Source organism: Planctomyces sp. SH-PL62 (assembly GCF_001610895.1).
In the GTDB taxonomy this organism is placed as follows: Bacteria; Planctomycetota; Planctomycetia; order Isosphaerales; family Isosphaeraceae; genus Paludisphaera.
This window is the reverse complement of record NZ_CP011273.1, coordinates 5,787,894-5,805,618: the sequence shown is the minus strand read 5'-3', so window position 1 is coordinate 5,805,618 and position 17,725 is coordinate 5,787,894. Positions and strand designations below refer to the sequence as shown.

14 protein-coding genes are annotated in these 17,725 nt (G+C 71.2%); 6 read left to right on the top strand and 8 right to left on the bottom strand.

Annotation, left to right across the window (positions count from 1 at the left end; translation table 11 throughout):
• Positions 1–13: 13 nt before the first annotated feature.
• The 5 genes from VT85_RS22745 to VT85_RS22725 all read left to right on the top strand — a co-directional run bounded on the left by VT85_RS22745 (position 14) and on the right by VT85_RS22725 (position 6,062).
• On the top strand, positions 14–856 hold the full coding sequence (locus VT85_RS22745; protein WP_082858816.1) for an EscU/YscU/HrcU family type III secretion system export apparatus switch protein: 843 nt from the start codon (positions 14–16) through the stop codon (positions 854–856).
• On the top strand, positions 853–1,044 hold the full coding sequence (locus tag VT85_RS22740) for a hypothetical protein (protein ID WP_068420284.1): 192 nt from the start codon (positions 853–855) through the stop codon (positions 1,042–1,044). Before VT85_RS22745 ends, VT85_RS22740 begins: the two co-directional genes overlap by 4 nt.
• Positions 1,045–1,301: 257 nt before the next feature.
• Positions 1,302–3,569 (top strand): flagellar biosynthesis protein FlhA, encoded by a 2,268-nt coding sequence (locus VT85_RS22735; RefSeq protein ID WP_068420283.1) that lies wholly within the window; start codon positions 1,302–1,304, stop codon positions 3,567–3,569.
• Positions 3,566–4,699 (top strand): hypothetical protein, encoded by a 1,134-nt coding sequence (locus VT85_RS29765; RefSeq protein ID WP_197490945.1) that lies wholly within the window; start codon positions 3,566–3,568, stop codon positions 4,697–4,699. Before VT85_RS22735 ends, VT85_RS29765 begins: the two co-directional genes overlap by 4 nt.
• 586 nt (positions 4,700–5,285) lie before the next feature.
• Positions 5,286–6,062, top strand: coding sequence for a FliA/WhiG family RNA polymerase sigma factor (locus tag VT85_RS22725; protein ID WP_068420282.1), 777 nt, complete (start codon positions 5,286–5,288; stop codon positions 6,060–6,062).
• Positions 6,063–6,658: 596 nt separating this feature from the next.
• Here VT85_RS22725 and VT85_RS22715 read toward each other — a convergent pair.
• The 7 genes from VT85_RS22715 to VT85_RS28735 all read right to left on the bottom strand — a co-directional run bounded on the left by VT85_RS22715 (position 6,659) and on the right by VT85_RS28735 (position 14,630).
• Positions 6,659–7,060, bottom strand: a complete 402-nt coding sequence (locus tag VT85_RS22715; RefSeq protein WP_068420280.1) for a hypothetical protein — start codon at positions 7,058–7,060, stop codon at positions 6,659–6,661.
• A gap of 288 nt (positions 7,061–7,348) precedes the next feature.
• The gene (locus tag VT85_RS22710; protein ID WP_068420279.1) at positions 7,349–8,479 is read right to left on the bottom strand and encodes a TlpA family protein disulfide reductase; all 1,131 of its coding nucleotides are present in this window, start codon (positions 8,477–8,479) and stop codon (positions 7,349–7,351) included.
• A complete protein-coding gene (locus VT85_RS28740; protein ID WP_068420278.1) occupies positions 8,476–8,853 on the bottom strand; it encodes a hypothetical protein in 378 nt (125 codons plus the stop codon). The genes VT85_RS22710 and VT85_RS28740 overlap by 4 nt, the downstream gene beginning before the upstream one ends.
• 108 nt (positions 8,854–8,961) lie before the next feature.
• Entirely contained in the window at positions 8,962–9,750 is a 789-nt protein-coding gene (locus tag VT85_RS22700) for a class I SAM-dependent methyltransferase (RefSeq protein WP_197490944.1), read from the bottom strand.
• A 72-nt stretch (positions 9,751–9,822) separates the two neighbouring features.
• On the bottom strand, positions 9,823–10,512 hold the full coding sequence (locus tag VT85_RS22695; RefSeq protein ID WP_068420276.1) for a hypothetical protein: 690 nt from the start codon (positions 10,510–10,512) through the stop codon (positions 9,823–9,825).
• A gap of 166 nt (positions 10,513–10,678) precedes the next feature.
• Positions 10,679–11,983 (bottom strand): DUF937 domain-containing protein, encoded by a 1,305-nt coding sequence (locus VT85_RS22690; protein ID WP_068420273.1) that lies wholly within the window; start codon positions 11,981–11,983, stop codon positions 10,679–10,681.
• A 151-nt stretch (positions 11,984–12,134) separates the two neighbouring features.
• Complete coding sequence (locus VT85_RS28735) at positions 12,135–14,630, bottom strand: S8 family serine peptidase (RefSeq protein WP_068420271.1); 2,496 nt, start codon at positions 14,628–14,630, stop codon at positions 12,135–12,137.
• Positions 14,631–14,995: 365 nt separating this feature from the next.
• On the opposite strand from VT85_RS28735, the gene VT85_RS22680 reads away from it, so the two are divergent.
• Positions 14,996–16,054 carry a DUF4886 domain-containing protein gene (locus VT85_RS22680; RefSeq protein WP_197490943.1) on the top strand — a complete coding sequence of 353 codons (1,059 nt, stop codon included), beginning with the start codon at positions 14,996–14,998 and terminating at the stop codon, positions 16,052–16,054.
• 181 nt (positions 16,055–16,235) lie between these two features.
• Here VT85_RS22680 and VT85_RS22675 read toward each other — a convergent pair whose 3' ends face one another.
• Entirely contained in the window at positions 16,236–17,642 is a 1,407-nt protein-coding gene (locus VT85_RS22675) for a sulfatase-like hydrolase/transferase (RefSeq protein WP_231871429.1), read from the bottom strand.
• Between the last annotated feature and the right edge of the window lie 83 nt (positions 17,643–17,725).

The window sequence follows — 17,725 nt, the reverse complement described above, 5'->3', positions numbered from 1 at the left end:
AGGAACGGGATCGATGTCGGAGGATCGCACGCAGCCCGCTTCACCGATGCGTCGCCAGCTCGCCCGCGAGCAGGGCCAGGCGGCGCACAGCCCGGAGCTGACCGCCGCGGCCGGCTGGCTCGTGGCGGTCGCGCTGCTGGCCGGGATGGAGACCCGGCTGACCGGGGCGCTCGTCGACCTCGTGCGGTCGCCGTTGATCGGCCCCGTCGCCCGACTTTCGGACCCGTTCGACCTGGCCCGGATCGTGCGAGACGCGATGCTGGGCGTGGCCTTGCCGGTCGGCGTGGTGGTGGGCGGGTTCGCCCTCGGCGCGTTCGCGGGCCACCAGTTCCAGGTCCGCGGGCTCTGGGCTCCGGCCCTCATCACGCCCGATCTCTCGCGGCTGTGGCGGGTGGGACGGGACGGGGGCTTCGTCGCGAAGCTGGAGCGGAGCGTCTGGTCGGTCGTGAAGGCGATGATCCTGGCGGTCGTGGCGGCCTGGGGCGTTCGCTCGCGGTGGGGAGCCTTGCAGGGGCTGAGCTTCCTGGAGTTCCCCGAGGCCGCGCGGGCCGCGTTCGCGATCCTCACAACCCCCGCGTGGGCCCTGGCAGGCGCGATGCTCGCCGTGGGGCTGGTGGATTACGGCCTTCGGTCCGCCCGGTTCGAGGCCATGCTGAGGACGACCCCGGAGGAGCATCGCGAGGACCTGCGGACGATCGAGGGGGACCCGAAGGTCCGCGCCTCGCGTCGGCGGCTCGCCCAGGCGTTTCGCGACGGCACGCCCGAGCTGCTGGACGGCTCCTCGCTCGCCCTGCTCGGCGACGCCGGGCTCGTCGTCGTGCTCGCGGGGGCCCGCCGCCGCGCAAGGTGTTCGTGAGGGTCGTCGCGAGGGGCGCGACGGCCGCCTCGATCCGCCAGGCGGCCGTCCGGTCGAAGCTCCCGCAACGCGAGGCGGCGCAGCTGGCCTTGCGGATCGCGTCGCGGCCGGACGCTTCCGCGCCCCGAACGGCGATCGCCGATCCCCTCCTTCTCGCCCAGCTTCGCGAGGCCTGGCCGATCGCCTGATCCGGCCGCCGAAACCCCGGCCGGAGCGTCATTCGCCCTGGACAATCCGGGGCGATCGAAGTATTGTCCCCGCACACATCACGTGGGCCGATTCGGGCCCATCGGGACAAGGCTCGACGGGTCGCCCTCCCTTCGATTGCGAGGGGCGGCCGGCGAGGATGGCCGGGAGGTTTCGGCGGGATGGCGCGGGGCGAAGATCGCTCTCCGCGCCGGCGTCGTGGGGCGTACGTCGTTCGGTCCGTTGGGAGTGGAATGGAATGCCTCCGTCGACATCGGATCGTGCCGCCGCCGCGTGGCGAACCGCCTCGGGACTCGTCCTGCCGATCACCATCGTCGGGGCGGTCCTGGTCTTCGTCGTGCCGGTCTCCCCGGAGCTGCTCGACCTCCTCCTGTCGGCCAACCTGACGCTCGCCGTCCTGGTGCTGCTGACGACGCTGGCGATCCGATCGCCGCAGGAGTTCAGCGCCTTCCCGACGATCCTGCTGACGACCACGCTGACCCGGCTGGTCCTCAACGTGGCCACCACCCGACTGATCCTGACGCGGGGCGGCGAGCACGGCGTCGACGCGGCCGGCTCGGTCATCCGGGCCTTCGGCGAGTTCGTCGCCGGCGACCAGGTGCTCGTCGGCGCGATCCTCTTCGCGATCCTCGTCGTGATCCAGTTCGTCGTCATCACGAAGGGGGCCACGCGGATCAGCGAGGTCGCCGCGCGGTTCATGCTCGACGGCCTCCCCGGCCGCCAGATGGCCATCGACTCCGACCTCCACGCCGGGCTGATCGACCAGCATCAGGCGCACGCCCGTCGCGACGAGGTCTATCGCCAGGCCGACTTCTTCGGGGCGATGGACGGCGCCGGCAAGTTCGTCCGGGGCGACGCCGTGGCGGGCGTGATCATCCTGATGGTCAACATCGCCGGCGGCCTGTTCATCGGCGTGGTCCAGCACGACATGCGGCCGGTCGAGGCCGTGGAGGTCTTCACCAAGCTGACGATCGGCGACGGGCTGGTGAGCCAGATCCCGGCGTTCCTGATCTCGCTGGCGGCGGGCCTGATCGTCACGCGGTCGTCCTCGGCCAGCGACATCGGCCGCGACGTCGTCGGCCAGCTCACGCGGAATCCCAGCGTGCTGGGCGTCTCGTCGGTCTTCCTCGGCCTGCTGGCCCTCACGCCGCTCCCCAAGCTGCCGCTCCTGGTCCTGTCGGGCGTCCTCGGCTGGCGGGCCTATCGGCTGCGGGACGCGTCCCCTTACGAACGGGACGAGGCCGAGCCCGAAGCACGGCCGACCTCGCCCCCGAAGCGGACGCCGATCCGGGTCGAGGAAGCGGGCTCCGCCGAACCGACGACGACCCGGCCGAACCCTTCCCCCCAGGCCCCGCACGCCGAGCCCCTCCGCGTCTCCGGCGACCCGGCCTCCGACGACATGGAGAACCTCCTGCACGTCGACCTGCTGGAGCTGGAGATCGGCTATCGACTCATCAGCCTGGCCGACTCGACCCGGGGCGGGAACCTGCTGGAGCGGCTTCGGACCGTCCGCCAGAACGTCGCCCGCGAGCTGGGATTGATCGTCCCCCAGGTCCGCATCCACGACGAGATCGGGCTCTCCGCGCACGAATACCGGGTGAAGATCCGTGGGACCATCGTCGGCGGCGGGACGGCCTACGCCGGGCGCCTGCTGGCGATCCCGCCGGCGGGCCTGGCCGAGCGTCCCGAAGGCCGTGAGGCCGTCGACCCGGCCACGGGCGAGGCGGCCGTCTGGATCCACGCCGAGGGCCGCGAGGTCGCCGAGCTGGCCGGCTGCAAGATCCTGGAGGCGTCGGCCGTCGTCGCCGCCCACTTCGGCGAGATCGTCCGCAGCCACGCCGACGAGCTGCTCACCCGCGACCAGATCGAACGCCTGCTCGACCGCGTCCGGGCCACGGCCCCCACGCTCGCCGGCGAGGTCGTCCCCGGGCTGCTCAGGCCGGGCGAACTTCAGCGGCTCTTGCAGAATCTCTTGCGCGAACAGGTGAGCATCCGCGACCTGGAGACGATCCTCGAGACGCTGGCGGTCCACGCCGGCAAGACCACGGACGTCGAGCCGCTGACCGAGCTGACCCGCCAGAGCCTGGCGCGCCAGATCACCGAGAGCCACCGCTCGGGCGACGGCCGGATCCGCGTGGTCACGCTCTCGCAGGACCTCAACTCCCGGCTCTCGATCGTGGCGGGCCAGTCCGAGGCCCATCCCTCGGAAGCCCTGGGCGACGAGACCGTCCGCAGCATCCTCCGCGCCGTGGCGCAAGGCGTGGGCGCCCTGATCGAGGTCGGCCTGCCGCCGATCGTCCTGACCTCGGCCCCGGCCCGCGCCGTGCTCAAGGACCTGACCCGGGCCGACCTGCCCCGGCTGGTCGTCCTCAGCCAGCGCGAGATCCCCCGCGACACGCCCGTCGAGGTCCTGGGGACGATCGTCGAGGAGCCCGCCGAGGACTCCGAGGCGGCCGAGCCCGCGGTCGATCCGGTGACGTTCGCGACGACCGAGGCGTTCGCATGAGCGTCGAGAGGCCCGCAATGCGGGGGATGGAAGGGGCCGTGGACGCCAGGACCTATCGAGGCCGGACGATGCGGGAAGCGCTGGCGCGGGTGCGCCGGGACCTCGGCGGCGACGCCGTGATCCTCGCCGCCCGCGAGGTCCGCCGCCGACGGCTCTTCGGCCTGTCCGCCGACTCGACGGTCGAGGTCGACGCCTCGTCGCCGTCCTCGGAATGGCTCGCGGCCCCCGCCGCCGCCAGGCCGCCGCGCGGCTTGCGGGGCGACCTGGGCCGGGTCCACGCGATGGTCGGCGCGCTCAGCCGACGCGGCCTCATGGAGCAGTGGTCGCCCGACCTCCCCCGCGAACTGGCCTCGGCCTACGCCCGACTTCTGGAGGCCGACGCGCCGGAGCCGTCGGCGCGGGCCCTCGTCCGCGAGGCCGCGAGCGGCTCGGCGCCGGAGGACCTGGCGACCCCCGCCGCGGCCCTGGCGGCCGTCCGGCGAGCCCTGGAAGACGCCCTGGCCGTCGCGCCGCCGATCCGGGCGGTCTCCGGGACGCGGCGGGTCGTGGCGCTGGTCGGGCCGACGGGCGTCGGCAAGACGACGACCCTCGCCAAGCTCGCCGCCTCGCTCAAGCTCCGTCAGGGCGTGAAGGTCGGCCTCCTCACGGTGGACGCCTACCGGATCGCCGCCGTGGAACAACTTCGGACCTACGCCGACATCATCGACCTGCCGCTGGCCGTCGCCGACGATCCCGACGCCGCCCGACGCGCCCTGGACGACCTTGGCGCGGTGGACGTGGTCCTCGTGGACACCGCCGGGCGGAGCCCTCGCGACCAGGACCGGATCCGCGAGCTGGGCGACCTGCTGGGGCGTCTTCGGCCGGACGAGGTCCATCTGGTCCTGTCGGCGTCGACCTCGCCCCGCGGCCTGCGCGCCGCGGCCGACCTCTTCGCTCCGGCCCGTCCCGACCGCTTGATCTTGACCAAGCTCGACGAAGCCGAGACTCTGGGGCCCTTGCTCGCGGTTTTGGGTCGCGCCGACCGACCGGTCGCCTATCTGACGACCGGCCAGGCCGTCCCCGACGACCTCGAACTCGCGGCCCGCGACCGGCTCGCCCGCCTGATCCTGGGCGAGGAGTCGATCGCATGAATCGAGCCCGAGACCGAGACCGAGACCGATCGCCGAGTGCCTCGTCCCTTTCCGCCGCGTCCCCACGGAGGCGTTCCATGAACGACCAAGCCGAGAGCCTGAGACGACTGGTTCGAGCCCAGAGGGACTGGGAGCGGATGACCTCCGCACCCGCGTCCCCCCGCATCGACGCCGACCGCGAAGCCCCCGGGCTCCGGGACGCGTCCGTTCGGGCCGGATGGCTCTCGGGACAGGCCCCTCGGGGCGGACGCGGGACCCCCCGGAACGCGGGGTGACCGCCGCGACGGGGCCTCCCCACACCCAGGGATGGGCGGGGTTGGTTTGATCGCGCGGGTTGTTCGGATTCTTCGGATGGCAAGGCTCAAGACGAATGGCCGGATCGTCCGATGAGTAATGAGGATCGAGTTCCTTGAATGGCGAGGGGACAGGGGCGACGACCCCGATCGACGCGGACCGGGACCCCGGCGGGGCGGGACGCGGTGGATCGGGCGAAACGCCCCGCGATCACCGGGGACGGATTCCTCGTCCGTCGCCGGGGGCCGCACAGGGATGTGCGCCCCCTCGCGCAGCCGACACGGAGGTCAGGATGTCAACCAAAGTGGATGTGGATGTGACGGAACTCTGGCGGGAGTTCAAGGAACAGCCCACCACGGAGATGCGGAACCAGTTGGTCGAGCGCTACTTGGCCCTGGTCAAGTACAACGCGGAACGCATCTGGCAGCGCCTCCCCGAGGGGGTCGACCTCGACGACTTGATCTCGGCGGGCGTCTTCGGCCTGATGGACGCGATCGACGCCTTCGACCTGACGCGCGGCGTCAAGTTCGAGACCTACTGCGTCCCGCGGATCCGGGGGGCCATGCTCGACGAGCTGCGGACCATGGACTGGGTGCCCAGGCTGGTCCGCTCCAAGGCCACCAAGATGGAAGAGGCTCGCAAGGAGCTGGAGGCCAGGCACGGCCGACCTCCCACCCCCGCCGAGCTGGCCGAGCGACTCGGCCTGCCGATGGAGGAGTTCGAGAAGATGGCGTCCGACGCCAACGCCGTCGGCCTCATCAGCCTCAACAAGAAGTGGTACGAGACCGACAGCTACAAGGACGTCCGCGAGATCGACATCCTCGAGGACAAGAAGGGGGAGGACCCCACCCGTCGGCTCCAGCGCAAAGACCTGATGCGCATGGTGACGAAGGGGCTCAACCGCAACGAACGCCTCATCATCATCCTCTACTATTATGAGGAACTGACGATGAAGGAGATCGGCGCGACGCTCGACCTGAGCGAATCCCGCGTCTCGCAGATGCACTCGTCGATCATCCAGCGGCTCCAGTCGCAGCTCTCCCTACGCCGCCCCGAATTCGGGACCTGACCCGCCAGCGATCCGTCCCGACTCCCTCCGGATGCGGCGCCGGAACGCTCGCGAGGCCCGACCATGGCTGCGTCGGGCCCTCGATCGCCGCCGCACGCGACCGATCCGATCCGACGAGCCCGCCCCACGGCTTTCGGGACCACCCGATGGCCGAGGGGCGGGCCCGCGCGCCGGATCCCGATCGCGACGACCCGGCCCGGCGCTTCAAATCCTTCCCCGATCGACATAGAATGAATCCCGCGAAGCCATCCGCCCTCGATCCGTCGGGCGCGTCGCGGGCCGGTCCCCGTGCGTCCTTCTCTTCAAGGGTTCCCCCTCGTCCCGATTCGGGTGCCCGACGAACATGAAGACGCGTCAAGTCGCGCCGGCCCTCTTGCTCTGCCTGGCCGTTGTCTCCTGGTCGCCGCGGCCCGCGCGGGGGCAAGACATGGGGATGGGCTGGTTCATGCCCTGGAACAACGTCCCGTCGCCGACGAACTTCATCAACGACTGGGCGTTGCAGAACGCCGCCCGAGGCGGCCGTCGGCCGCCTTCGAACAACGTCTACGCGAACAACCCCAACTCCTACGTCAACCGCATCCGCGACAACGGCTTCGTCACCCAGTACGACGCGCGGGGACGATCGCCCGGCCGACGCCGCCCCGCATCGCCTCCGGCCTCGCTCGGCCAGGCGACGCCCACGACGCCCGCACCCGCACCCGCCCCGGCCCCGCCGACGCCAGGCCCGCCCCTCGCGGCGGTCCCTGCCGCTGGCGAGCTTCTTCGACGCCGCCGGCGAACTCGTCTGGCCCGCGGACTCCCCGGTCGAGGGCGACCTGAAGGCCAAGCGGGACGTCTCCGACCAGGCCGTCGTCAACGTCCGCCGCGAGGTCGACGCGCAGGGCTGGGCCCCGATCGCGCTGGCCGCCGAGGCTCGCCAGAAGCTCCTCGACTACGGCCGCCCCGCGCTCCAGGAGATTCGCGAGGACTCCACGCCCCGCATCGCCGAGGCGTTCCACGAATTCCTGCTGAGCCTCTACGACTCCCTCAGCGCCGCCACGATCCCCCCGGCCCCGGCCGTCGCACGCTGACGCCGCGCGATCCTCCTGTCTCCCCGGGTGGGAGAAAGTGGCCGAAGGCCGGACGAGGGGACGACCGCCGTCGCATCCTCAGGCCGGCGTGAGCCATGACGCGCGCGGCGGTCTTCCCCCCTCGCGGGGGAAGACAGACCCCGAAGGGGTCAGTTGAGGGGGGGACGAGCCGGGAAGCCGTCGGGATTCGCGATCCGGTCGCCCGTGAGTCGGCGATCAGCGGCCGAGGAGCTTGGAGACGGTGGGCTCCAGGTTCTTGCGGACGAGGTCCATGCCGACGACCCGGCCTTCGGCGTCGATGAGGACGCTGGCGGGGATCTCGGCCACGCCGTAGGCCCTGGCGATGTCCGCGTCGCCGGGGCCGTTCATCAGGATCGGCCAGCGAAGGTTGTAGTCGAGGGCGAACCGACGGACGGCGGGGATGTAGGCCGCGACGTTCGGCTGCTCGTCTTGCAGGGGGTCGAGGTTGACGCCGACGATCTCGAAGCCGTGGGCGTGGGCGGCGGCGTAGGTCTCCTGGAGCCAGGCCGTCTCGGCGGCGCTGGGGAGGCACCAGGTGGCCCAGAAGACGACCAACACCACCTTGCCGCGGTGGGCGGCCAGGTCGAAGGGGCGACCGTCCAGGTCCACGCCCCGGATCGCGGGTGCGGCCTGGCCGACGAGCTTGAGCCGGTCCAGTCGCGAGGCGAGGTAGTCCTTCACCTGGGGCGACTCGGCCTTGCCCAGGACGAGCTGGAAGGCGCGGGTCGCGACGTCGTAGCGGCCGGCGTGGATCAGCCGCTGATAATAGGCGTCGGCGACGCCGATCAGCTCGGACGTGGTCAGGACGTCGGCCGCGTCCCCGTTCGCGTCGGCCTTCGTCGCGATCAGCGCGGCGAGGTCCTTGAGCGACTGGTCGAAATCGCCCCGATCGCATTCGGCGATGAGCTTCACGAGGTGGGCCAGCGCGACGCACGAGGGGGAGGGGAGGTTCCCCCCGATCACGGCGTCGGCGGCGGGTTCGGCCTCGGCGAAGATGTCGGCGGCGATCGCCGTCCGGAAAAGCTGCTCGTAGACGGCCGCGGATTCCCTGGGAGGCAGGCCGACGGCCAGGGTTCGGAGTCGTTCCAGGTGTTCGACGTCCAGCCCCTTGAGCTTCTCGGCGTAGGCGGCGTCGATCGCGACCAGGGCGTCGGTCGTCCCCTTCTCCGGCCGGCTGAGGTTGGCGTCCTCCCCCTGGGCCGTCGCAGGCGTGGCCGTGGCGGGAACCTGCTGTCCCCAGGCCGTGCCGGCGGACAGGAGCAGGCCGAGCGTCGCCGCGCGGGCGGCCAGGGCTCGGGCGGGGGCGGGCGAGGGGCGGCGGCTCATCGTGGAATCTCCTGGTTCGGCGGTGGGGTGAAGCGTGCGGCGGCGATCGGCGCGGGGGGGAGCGTCCAGTCGGTTTTGCGGGGCGCGACGCGCGACGAGGCCTTGGGCCGCGCCTTGCGGGCCGGCGGCCTGGGCGTCGGCCGGTTCACCAGACGCCAGAGCGCGGCGGCGAACAGCAGCGCCGCCACCAGGGCGAGGGCCCAAAGTGCGGCCTTCACCCATCCGGGGAGGGGCGTCGCCGGGGTCTCGCGAAGGTACTCGGAGAACCGCTTGACCGGGCCGCCGGACGCGGCGGAATCCTGGACGAACAGCTCGTTCCCGCGCCGCTTGATCGAGATTTCCTGCTCGGGATGGTCCCGTCGCTCGCCGGACATGCCGCCGTTCTCCGCACGAGGCCGGAGCCTCCGTCGATCCTGGTCCGCCGCACTAACAGACTAGTGCCGCCGCGCCGCCCGCACAAGGGGAGCGGCCGTCCCATCGGCTCACGCCTCGGCGCGGAAAAACCAGTCCCAGCTCGGCGGCTCGGCCGCCAGCTCGACGGCACCGGCGAAATTCTCGTCCCACGGGTAGAGGACCCGGTCCAGGGCGACCGACCGGAAGCCCGCCTTCTTGAAGCGATGCTCGAACTCGAAGGGCTGCCAGAATTTCTGGCGGAGGCCCTGGAACCGGAAGCGGCCGAAGGCGAAGTCGTAATAGCGATGCTCGCCGTGCAGCGCCGCGAATCGCTCGGCCTCTTCGGGGTCGAGTCCCCGGTCGAGAGCCTGCTCGTAGAGCAGCATCGTGTGGTACTGGATCGCGTCCATCGACGGTGCGATCCCCAGGAAGACGCCGCCGGGCCGCAGCGAGGCGTGGATCGCCGTGAGCACGCGATGGATCCGCCGCACGTCGGGCATCACCAGCGAGTTGTTCGCGATCGCCACGTCGATCGAGCCCGCCTGGTCGTCCAGCTCTTCCATCGACCGGGCGAGGAACGTGACTCTCGGCCGGTCTTCCGGCGCCACCCGATCCCTCGCCTTCGCCAGCATCCCGGGCGCGAAGTCCAAAGCCACCACGCGGGCGAACCGTTCCAGCAGCGGGTTGATCAGCGGGCCGGTGCCGCACCCCAGGTCGGCGACCGTCTTGGAGCCCGCGTCCTCGACCGCGTCGAGGGCCGCCCAAAGCGGGTTGCGCACGGCCGGGCCGTAAGGGTCGAGGAAGACCTCGTCGTAACGCGCCGCGGCGCGGCTCCACGATCGTTGTTGATCGGGCGTCTTCCCGTTGAATTTGGACACGATCGAAACCATCCTCTGAAAATCGGGAGACCATCGCTGCGTGCTTTCGACGTCGTCCGCTCTCGGCGGCCGTCAAGCGCCGGCCGACGGTTCGGACGCCAGGACCAGCTCGGTGCCGTCGAGCGTGAGGCTTCCCAGGCGGGGCAGGGCGACGAAGTCGAAACCGTTGGCGTTGCCGAAGGCCCACGACGCCACACTCGCCCCACGCCGCGTGCGTCCCGGCAGTCGTCGCCAGATCGAGCCCAACAACTCATCGGCGGGCTCCCTGGTCTGAACGACGACGCGACGATTCCGTGACAGCGCCGCCACGATAGGCCCGACTCGCGGGTCGATCGCGGCTTCCTCACGCCCGCCCGATTTAGGCCTGAATCGGCCCTTCGGCAAGGAAGCGTCCTGATCGTCGGCGGTCCAGTCGTTGCGGAAGGCCGGCCGGAAGGCCAGGGGGGAGGCCCCCGCGAGGCGGTAGGACCAGGAGGAGACGAAGAGCGCGTGGAACGCCAGGGCCCCCGGTCGCCCCTGGTCGTCGCATCCCAGCGAGTCCACCTGGACCACCATCCAGGTCGATCGGTCCGCCGGCAGGGCGAACACGCTCCGGAAGCGGTCGACCCCCGCGGGCGGCTCGCCGAAACGCCCGCACGCCCGTTTCATCGCGTCCCGCCACGACGGCAGGCAGCCCCCCGAGGCCGCGAGTATCGCGTAGCCGCGCGACCAGAATGGAAAGCTGCCGTAGACCGCCTGCTCGTATCGAATCCCGCCGAACATCAAAGCTCCATCGCTCCGCGTCGCGAACGCCAATCCTCCGCCGCCCCGAACCCGTCTCACCTCGATGATGATGATAAGGATACCGGCAACGGCCGTTTTCGGTGAGGGGAGGCGGGAAATCCGCGCGCGGAGCCGAGGGGGCGTCGGCGTCATGACGGCCGCGTGGTCACTCGACCTCGATCGAGATGCTGATCGGCACGTCGGCCTCGGCCACGGCCGCCGGATGTTCGGCGGGGAGGTTGGCGGCGACGGTACCGGCGGTCAGCCGATCGGCCGGGACGCCGGCCTTCACGAGGGCCTCGCGGACGGCCTCGGCGCGGCTGGCGGCGACCTTTCGGGCGTTGTCGACGTCCCCTTCCAGGGTTTCCCGTCCGTTGATCGTGAGCTTCGCGTTCGGGTAGGCCAGGGCGACCTTCGCGAGCCGCTCGATGGCGTCGTCGGCCTCGGACGTGAGACGGCCCTCGCCGTCGAAAGCCAACTCGCCGGCGACGAAGGTCTGGGAGGTCGTCGACTTCCCGTCGCGGAGCACCTTGACCATCGCCTCAAGGTACGAACCGGGAGGGACTTCGATCGTGACGTCTCCCGGCAGGGCGAGCGAGACCCCCCGGGCGGCGGTCGCGACGACAGGACGACCCTCGTTGGTGACGGCGGGCGTGGGGATCGACTCCTCGGGTTCGCCCCGGGCCAGGTCGGTCGCGGGCCGGTTCCCTTCCGGGGCCTTCGCGCGGTCGGCGGGGACGTTCCGCTCGAAGTTCGGGGGGAGCAGCGAGTACGCGGCGAGGAGTACGAGCACGCCCAGGGCCACCGGGATCCCCCAGCGGGAGAGCAGCGATCCGTGCTCGTGCTCGTCGTCGTGGTGGTGAGGCTGGGGGGCGCGGGAGGCGATCCGCCCGGCCGTGGTGCCGTGCACGGCCGATTCGGGTTGCGTCGGATGGGCGAGACTCTTCAACCCGATCGCCTCGGCGAGTCCCCCGGGGATCGCGTGGGTGATCGCGTCCGCCTCTACGCGCATAAGACGACGGAAGCCGTCGAGGTTGAGGCCCCCCCCCGCGCCGAGGGCGTCGCGAATCACGCCCGCGGCCGCCGGGGCGAGCGTCCCCAGGATGGCGGCGGCCGAGGTCGATCGGGCGCCGCTGTCGTCGGCGATCAGGTCCACCACGCGGCCCAGTCGATCGCCGAAGATCGCGTGGAGGAACGACGCCCCGCCTCGGGCGAGGTCTTCCGCCGAAACGCCGATCGCCGCGTCCCCGAGCCCCGCCGTCCGCTCGGGAGCGTTTTTGAGTTCATCCATCAGGTGGGCGGCGTCTCGCGAGCCGGTGGCGGAGTGGAGCAGCCCCGCGAGGATCGCCGGCCCGCCCAGCGCGATCGCCTGCTTCACGCGGTCGGGCTGCTCGTCGAGCGCGACGCTCAGTTTCTGGACGGCGTGGGCGTCGAAGGCCTGATTCAAACGACCAAGGAGATCGGCGGTCATGATACGTCCTCCACCGTTTCGCGGCGGCCGGTCGGGGGGCTGCCCGCGGAGACCCTTCGTCGTCGATCGAGGGCACCCCCTCCCCCCGACGCGGGAGGGGGCGACGCCGAGTACCACAGGCAATCATCGTGCCGCTGCGGACCTCCGTCGGTCAGTCGACGAAGAGTCCGCTGAGGATGGCGTTGCTGGATCCCAGGCGGGTGACCCGGAAGCTGACGCGGCCCTGGACGGTCCAGGTCAGATAGACCCCGTTCTGGAACGAGGCGATCGGCCGGGAGTCGAGCACCGCGCCGGTGTCGGCGTCGAGGAGGTCGACCTGCTGGGAGCGGTTGCTGGAGTACCAGTCGACGAAGTAGAGGCTGACGTCGCGGGGGCCGGCGGAGAGGTCGAGGTCGACGACGATCGGCGAGGAGCCGACCCAGGTGGCGGCGATGCGGGTGGAGGCGCCGGGGCGCTGGAGCCCGCGGACGTCGGTCGTGGCGCTGTTCCAGATGGTGGTCTGGCCGCTCTTGAGGGCGAAGCCGGGGGCGGTGGGGGAGGCGACGGCGGCGAGGGCGGCCCCGGCGGCGCCGTAGGTCCCCTGCCACGTCCCCCGGGTCGTCGCGTCCGTCCCCTTGAACGACCCATCGGCGGGGGTCGTGATCGGCTGCTGGGTCGTCCCCTGGGACGCGTCGACGAAGAGGCCGCTGAGGACGGCGTTGTCGGCGCCGAGGCGGGTGACCCGGAAGCTGACGCGGCCCTGGAGGTTCCAGGTGAGGTAGACGCCGCCGTGGAACGAGGCGATCGACCGGGAGTCGAGCACCGCGCCGGTGACGGCGTCGAGGACCTCGACCTTCTGGGAGCGGGAGTTGGAGTACCAGTCGACGAAATAGAGGCTGACCGCGCGGGGTCCGGCGGAGAGGTCGAGGTCGACGACGATCGGCGAGGAGCCGACCCAGGTGGCGGCGATGCGGGTGGAGGCGCCGGGGCGCTGGAGCCCGCGGACGTCGGTCGTGGCGCTGTTCCAGATGGTGGTCTGGCCGCTCTTGAGGGCGAAGCCGGGGGCGGTGGGGGAGCCGACGGCGGCGAGGGCGGCCCCGGCGGCTCCGTAGGTCCCCTGCCACGTCCCTCGGGTCGTCGCGTCCGTCCCCTTGAACGAGGCTGCGGCGGGGAGCGTGGTCGGGGTGGTCGGCCCGATCGCGGCACCGACGTTCAGCGTGCCGCCGGTGGCCACCTTGCCCTGGAGGCCGGACAGGACCTTGACCTTGCTCAGGAGCTGGCCGACGACCTGGGAATATCCCCAGGTGGGATGGGCCGCCAGCAGCAGCGCGGCCGATCCGCTGACGAACGGGGCGGCCATCGAGGTCCCGCTCATGTAGCCATAGCGGTTGCCGGGGAGCGTGCTGAGGATGTTGACGCCGGGCGCCGCGAGGTCGACGTTCTTCGATCCGAAGTTCGAGAAGCCGGCCAACGACCCGTTCGAGTCGATCGCCGCCACCGAGACGACGTTGGGGCTGGCGGAGGAGGACGGCGAGTACGCGGTGACGTCGATGTTCAGGCCGCTGTTGCCCGCGGCCGCCACGAAGACCGACTGCGCCGAGGCGGCCGAGCTGATGGCCGAGGCCAGGATGGAGCTCACCTCGCCGACGCCGCCGTAGCTGTTGTTGGTGAGGCGGGCGCCGTGGTCGGCGGCGTAGCGGACGGCCGCCGCCGCCGAGGAGTCGTAGCCGCTGCCCGAGGAGTTGAGGAACTTCAGGGCCATGATCTGGACGGTCCAGTTCACGCCCGCCACGCCGACCGCGTTGTCGCCGGTCGCGCCGATGATCCCCGAGACGTGCGTGCCGTGGCCGTGGTCGTCGTAGGGCTTGTTGGTGTTGTCGACGAAGTTCCAGCCGATGATGTCGTCGACATAGCCGTCGCGGTCGTCCGAGACGCCGTTGGACCAGCCCCCCTGGCCGCTGTCCGCCCCCCCGGAGGTCAGATACATGGAGACCAGCAGGTCGGACCCGCTGATCCGGCCGTCGCCGTTCGAGTCGGCGATCTTGCCGGGCCCCTGGTTCGGCTTGGACCCGTTGGGGGCCTTGTAGTTCAGGTCGTAGAAGGTGATGAGGCCGTCGCCGTCGACGTCGGTCAGGTTGGCCCGTCGCGAGGCCGGGATCTCCGCCTGGTTGATCCAGACGTTCATGTAGAGGTCGGGGTGGTCGTAGTCGATCCCGGTGTCGACGACCCCGACCACGACCTTGGAGGAGCCCTGGCCGGCGTCCCAGGCCGTCGGCGCGTCGATCCCCTTGGCCCCGTTCAGCCCCCAGAGGCTGCCGTTGGCGTACGAGGGGTCGTCCGGCTGGGTCGCGTCGACGGTGAAGGTGCGGAGAGGCTCGACGTAGCCGAGCCCCGGCGTGGTCGACAGCCGGCCCGCCAGCCGATCGAGCGCCTTCGTCGACCCGATCGCCTGCATCACCCCCGGCTCCAACGTCGGCATCAGCGTCGCGCCGACGCGCCCCGCCGCCGCGGACACCTCGGCGAACGAGGCGTCCTTCAGCTGCACGAGCAGGGCGGCCGACGTCCCGCTCAGGACCGTCCGAGTCTCCAGGCGTTCGAAGAGCATCGGCCGAGTGCGGCCGATCCGGGGCTCGCCGCGGCGACGCAGGTTCATCGTGCGGGTTTTCATGGGTGAACGTCCTGATCGGATGAATGGATCAAGGGGGCTCGGCGGCGCGCGCAAGGGCGCCGCGCCGGCGGGCCGTCACGTGAATGCGTGGCGTTGTGCTATTAAAGTTTGGAATGCGGCGAAACAAAGGCGGGACGCCCGTGAGCCCCGCGATGACGGCGGGGGCCGTTCTCCAAAGCGGCCGGGATTTGAACGGTCACTATTCTACTAGAACGAATCTGCGGTATTGCAAGCGGGAAGGTCCGGATTTCCCCCCGATTCCGCCGTTTCTTCCCGCCGGTTTACGCCCGTCCCCCACGTCGTTAAGCTCGATCGTCGGCCGCGCAAGGGCACGGCCAGGGACTTTTGGTCGAGGTTGGATGTTTATGAACCATCGAGTCGAAGCCGGCGTACGCGGTCCCGGACCTTCCTGGCGGGGGCGTTCGGCCGTCGCGCTCATGCTGGGCGTCTGGATCGCGTCGGCCGCCGCGACGGCCCCACCGGCATGGGGTCAGGCCGTCCCCGATCGCGAGGCCGCGACCGTGCGGCTGCTCACCGTGGGCAACAGCTTCTCCAGGGACGCCACGCGATTCCTGGGGGACGTCGTCGCCGCGCAGGGGGATGCGCTCGTCCACCACTCCGCCGCGATCCCGGGCGGGACGCTCGCGCAGCATTGCGAGAAGCAGGCGATCCACGCCGAAAATCCCGAGGACCCTCGCGGACTCTACGACCGGACCGGGCGAAGCCTGGCCCAGGAGCTTCGGGACGGGCCCTGGGACTTCATCACCGTCCAGCAGGCCAGCATCCGCAGCCACGACGTCTCCACCTACCGCCCCTTCGCCGAGCGCCTGGTCGGGATCCTCAGGCGGGGGGCGCCGGGCGCGCGAGTCGTCGTCCACGAGACCTGGGCCTACCGGATCGACGACCCCCGATTCGACCCTGCGGTCCAGTCCGCCCCCGGCCAGCCGACCGACCAGGAAGCGATGTACGGCGGCCTGGCGGGGGCGTACCGAACGATCGCCCGCGAGCTGGAGGCCCCGTTGATCCCCGTCGGCGACGCCTTCCACCTCGCCGACGCCGACCCCGCCTGGGGCTATAAGCCCGACCCGGCGTTCGACCTGGCCGGGGCGGCTTACCCCGTCCTCCCGAACCAGAAGCACTCGCTGCACGTGGGCCGCAAGTGGTCGAAGGACGAAGACGGGACCTACCGGATGGTCATGGACGGCCACCACGCCAACGTCGCCGGCCAGTACCTCGGCGCGCTGGTGTTCTACGAATCGCTCTACGGCAGGTCCGCCGTGGGTTGCCGATTCCGCCCCAACGGCATCAACGCCGAATACGCGAGGTTCCTCCAGGAGACCGCCCACAAGGCCGTCGAGGCCCTGAAGGGGACCGAGTTCGAGGTCAAATCGAAGATCGCGGCCCCGGCCTCGGCGTCGCGCTGAGGCCGAGATCCGGGGCGGCAGGGGCTGGAATCTGGAATTGCGGAGGTCGGGAGGCGTCCGGTGCGACCGGCCGCATCCCCCGGAGAGAGGGACCCCCGCGCCGGTCGCCAGCTCCTCGCTCCCGTCGGCGTAGCGGTTCGGGAGGCCGAACGTCGAGGGCGCGACCCTTCGCGTCGCGCGGTCAGTCCCGCGTCGAGCGGGCGGGGCCCCAGAGCGGGTCGACGAGCTGGGCGTCCCAGACTTGCCAGGCGGCGAGCAGCTCCTTGACCTTCTCGGGCTCCTCGGCGGCCAGGTCGCGGCTCTCGCCCGGGTCTTCGGCCAGGTTGTAGAGCCGGAAGGGGGTGACGACGACCCGGGCGGCGTTCGAGCGTGCGCCGGGGCTGTCGACCGTGCTGTCATAGCGGACGAGCTTCCAGTCGCCCCGGCGCACGGCCGCCTGCTCGCCCATCCGCCAGAAGAGGGCGTCGTGCGGCGAGCCGGAGTCGACGCCGGAGAGGAAGGGAAAGAGGTCCACGCCGTCCAGCTTCCACTCCGGCTTCACCTCGGCACCGGCCGCCGCCAGCGCGGTCGGCAGCAGGTCGAGCTGGACGACCGGCTTGCGGTAGACGGCGTTCGCGGGGAGCTTCCCCGGCCAGCTCAGGACGAACGGCACCCGGACGCCCCCTTCGAGCGACGTCCGCTTCGACCCGCGGAATGGGGCGTTGCTGGACCCGTTCTGCGTCGTACCCGTCATCGTCGGGCCGCCGTTGTCGTTGAAGTAGACGATCAAAGTGTCCTCGGCGAGCCCCGACGCCTGGAGCTTGTCCACGATCGCGCCCACGGCGTCGTCGAGCGCCGTCAGCATGGCCGCGTACTTCCGCCTCACCGGGTCCTCGATCGAGGCGAACCGCGCCAGCCGCTCGTCGGTCGCGTCCATCGGCGTGTGGACGGCGTTGAAGGCCACCTCCAGGAAGAACGGCGCGGGGCCTTCCTTGTGGCGGTCGATGAACGCCACGGCTTCCCGGGCGAAGGCGTCGGTCAGGTACGCTTCCTCCTTGACCACCTCCGTACCCCGGTAGATGTTGTCGGTCGCCTCGGCGAAGTAGGTGTGCGCGCCGCCGAGGAAGCCGAAGAACTCGTCGAACCCGCGCCTCTGGGGGCGGAGTTCCGGGGCCCCGCCCAGGTGCCACTTCCCGACCAGCCCCGTGGCGTACCCGACCCCCTTGAGCCGGTCGGCGATCGTCGTCTCCGTCGTCGGCAGGCCGGCCTTCCCGCCGCCCCCCGGGTTCCACTCGTGGCCGAAACGCTGCTGGTACCGGCCGGTCAAGAACCCCGCCCGCGTCGGGCTGCAATACAACCCCGAGACGTAGCCGTCGGTGCACCGCACCCCGCCGGCCGCCAGGGCGTCGATCCGGGGCGTCGGAAAGTCCCGATTGCCATGAAAGCCGAGGTCGGCGTACCCCATGTCGTCCGTGATCAGGACGACGATGTTCGGCCTCCTCACTTCCGTCGCCCGCGCCACCCCCGCCGAGGTCGCGACGACCGCCATCCCCAGCGCCGCGGCGGCGAGCCGAGATCCCATCCCCTTCGATCGCGTCATGAGCTTCATCGCGTACCCGACCCTCCTTCGATCCTCGTTCGGAAACCCAGCGAAGCGGCCCACTATACGGATTCCTATAAATCCGGTCAACA

Bases quoted from the DNA above. Each gene is read 5' to 3' on its own strand.
- VT85_RS22690 (WP_068420273.1), bottom strand. From the start codon at position 11,983: ATGACCGCCGATCTCCTTGGTCGTTTGAATCAGGCCTTCGACGCCCAC.
- VT85_RS22695 (WP_068420276.1), bottom strand. From the start codon at position 10,512: ATGTTCGGCGGGATTCGATACGAGCAGGCGGTCTACGGCAGCTTTCCA.
- VT85_RS22680 (WP_197490943.1), top strand. From the start codon at position 14,996: ATGAACCATCGAGTCGAAGCCGGCGTACGCGGTCCCGGACCTTCCTGG.
- VT85_RS22735 (WP_068420283.1), top strand. From the start codon at position 1,302: ATGCCTCCGTCGACATCGGATCGTGCCGCCGCCGCGTGGCGAACCGCC.
- VT85_RS22745 (WP_082858816.1), top strand. From the start codon at position 14: ATGTCGGAGGATCGCACGCAGCCCGCTTCACCGATGCGTCGCCAGCTC.
- VT85_RS22675 (WP_231871429.1), bottom strand. From the start codon at position 17,642: ATGAAGCTCATGACGCGATCGAAGGGGATGGGATCTCGGCTCGCCGCC.
- VT85_RS22710 (WP_068420279.1), bottom strand. From the start codon at position 8,479: ATGAGCCGCCGCCCCTCGCCCGCCCCCGCCCGAGCCCTGGCCGCCCGC.
- VT85_RS29765 (WP_197490945.1), top strand. From the start codon at position 3,566: ATGAGCGTCGAGAGGCCCGCAATGCGGGGGATGGAAGGGGCCGTGGAC.
- VT85_RS28735 (WP_068420271.1), bottom strand. From the start codon at position 14,630: ATGAAAACCCGCACGATGAACCTGCGTCGCCGCGGCGAGCCCCGGATC.
- VT85_RS22725 (WP_068420282.1), top strand. From the start codon at position 5,286: ATGTCAACCAAAGTGGATGTGGATGTGACGGAACTCTGGCGGGAGTTC.
- VT85_RS28740 (WP_068420278.1), bottom strand. From the start codon at position 8,853: ATGTCCGGCGAGCGACGGGACCATCCCGAGCAGGAAATCTCGATCAAG.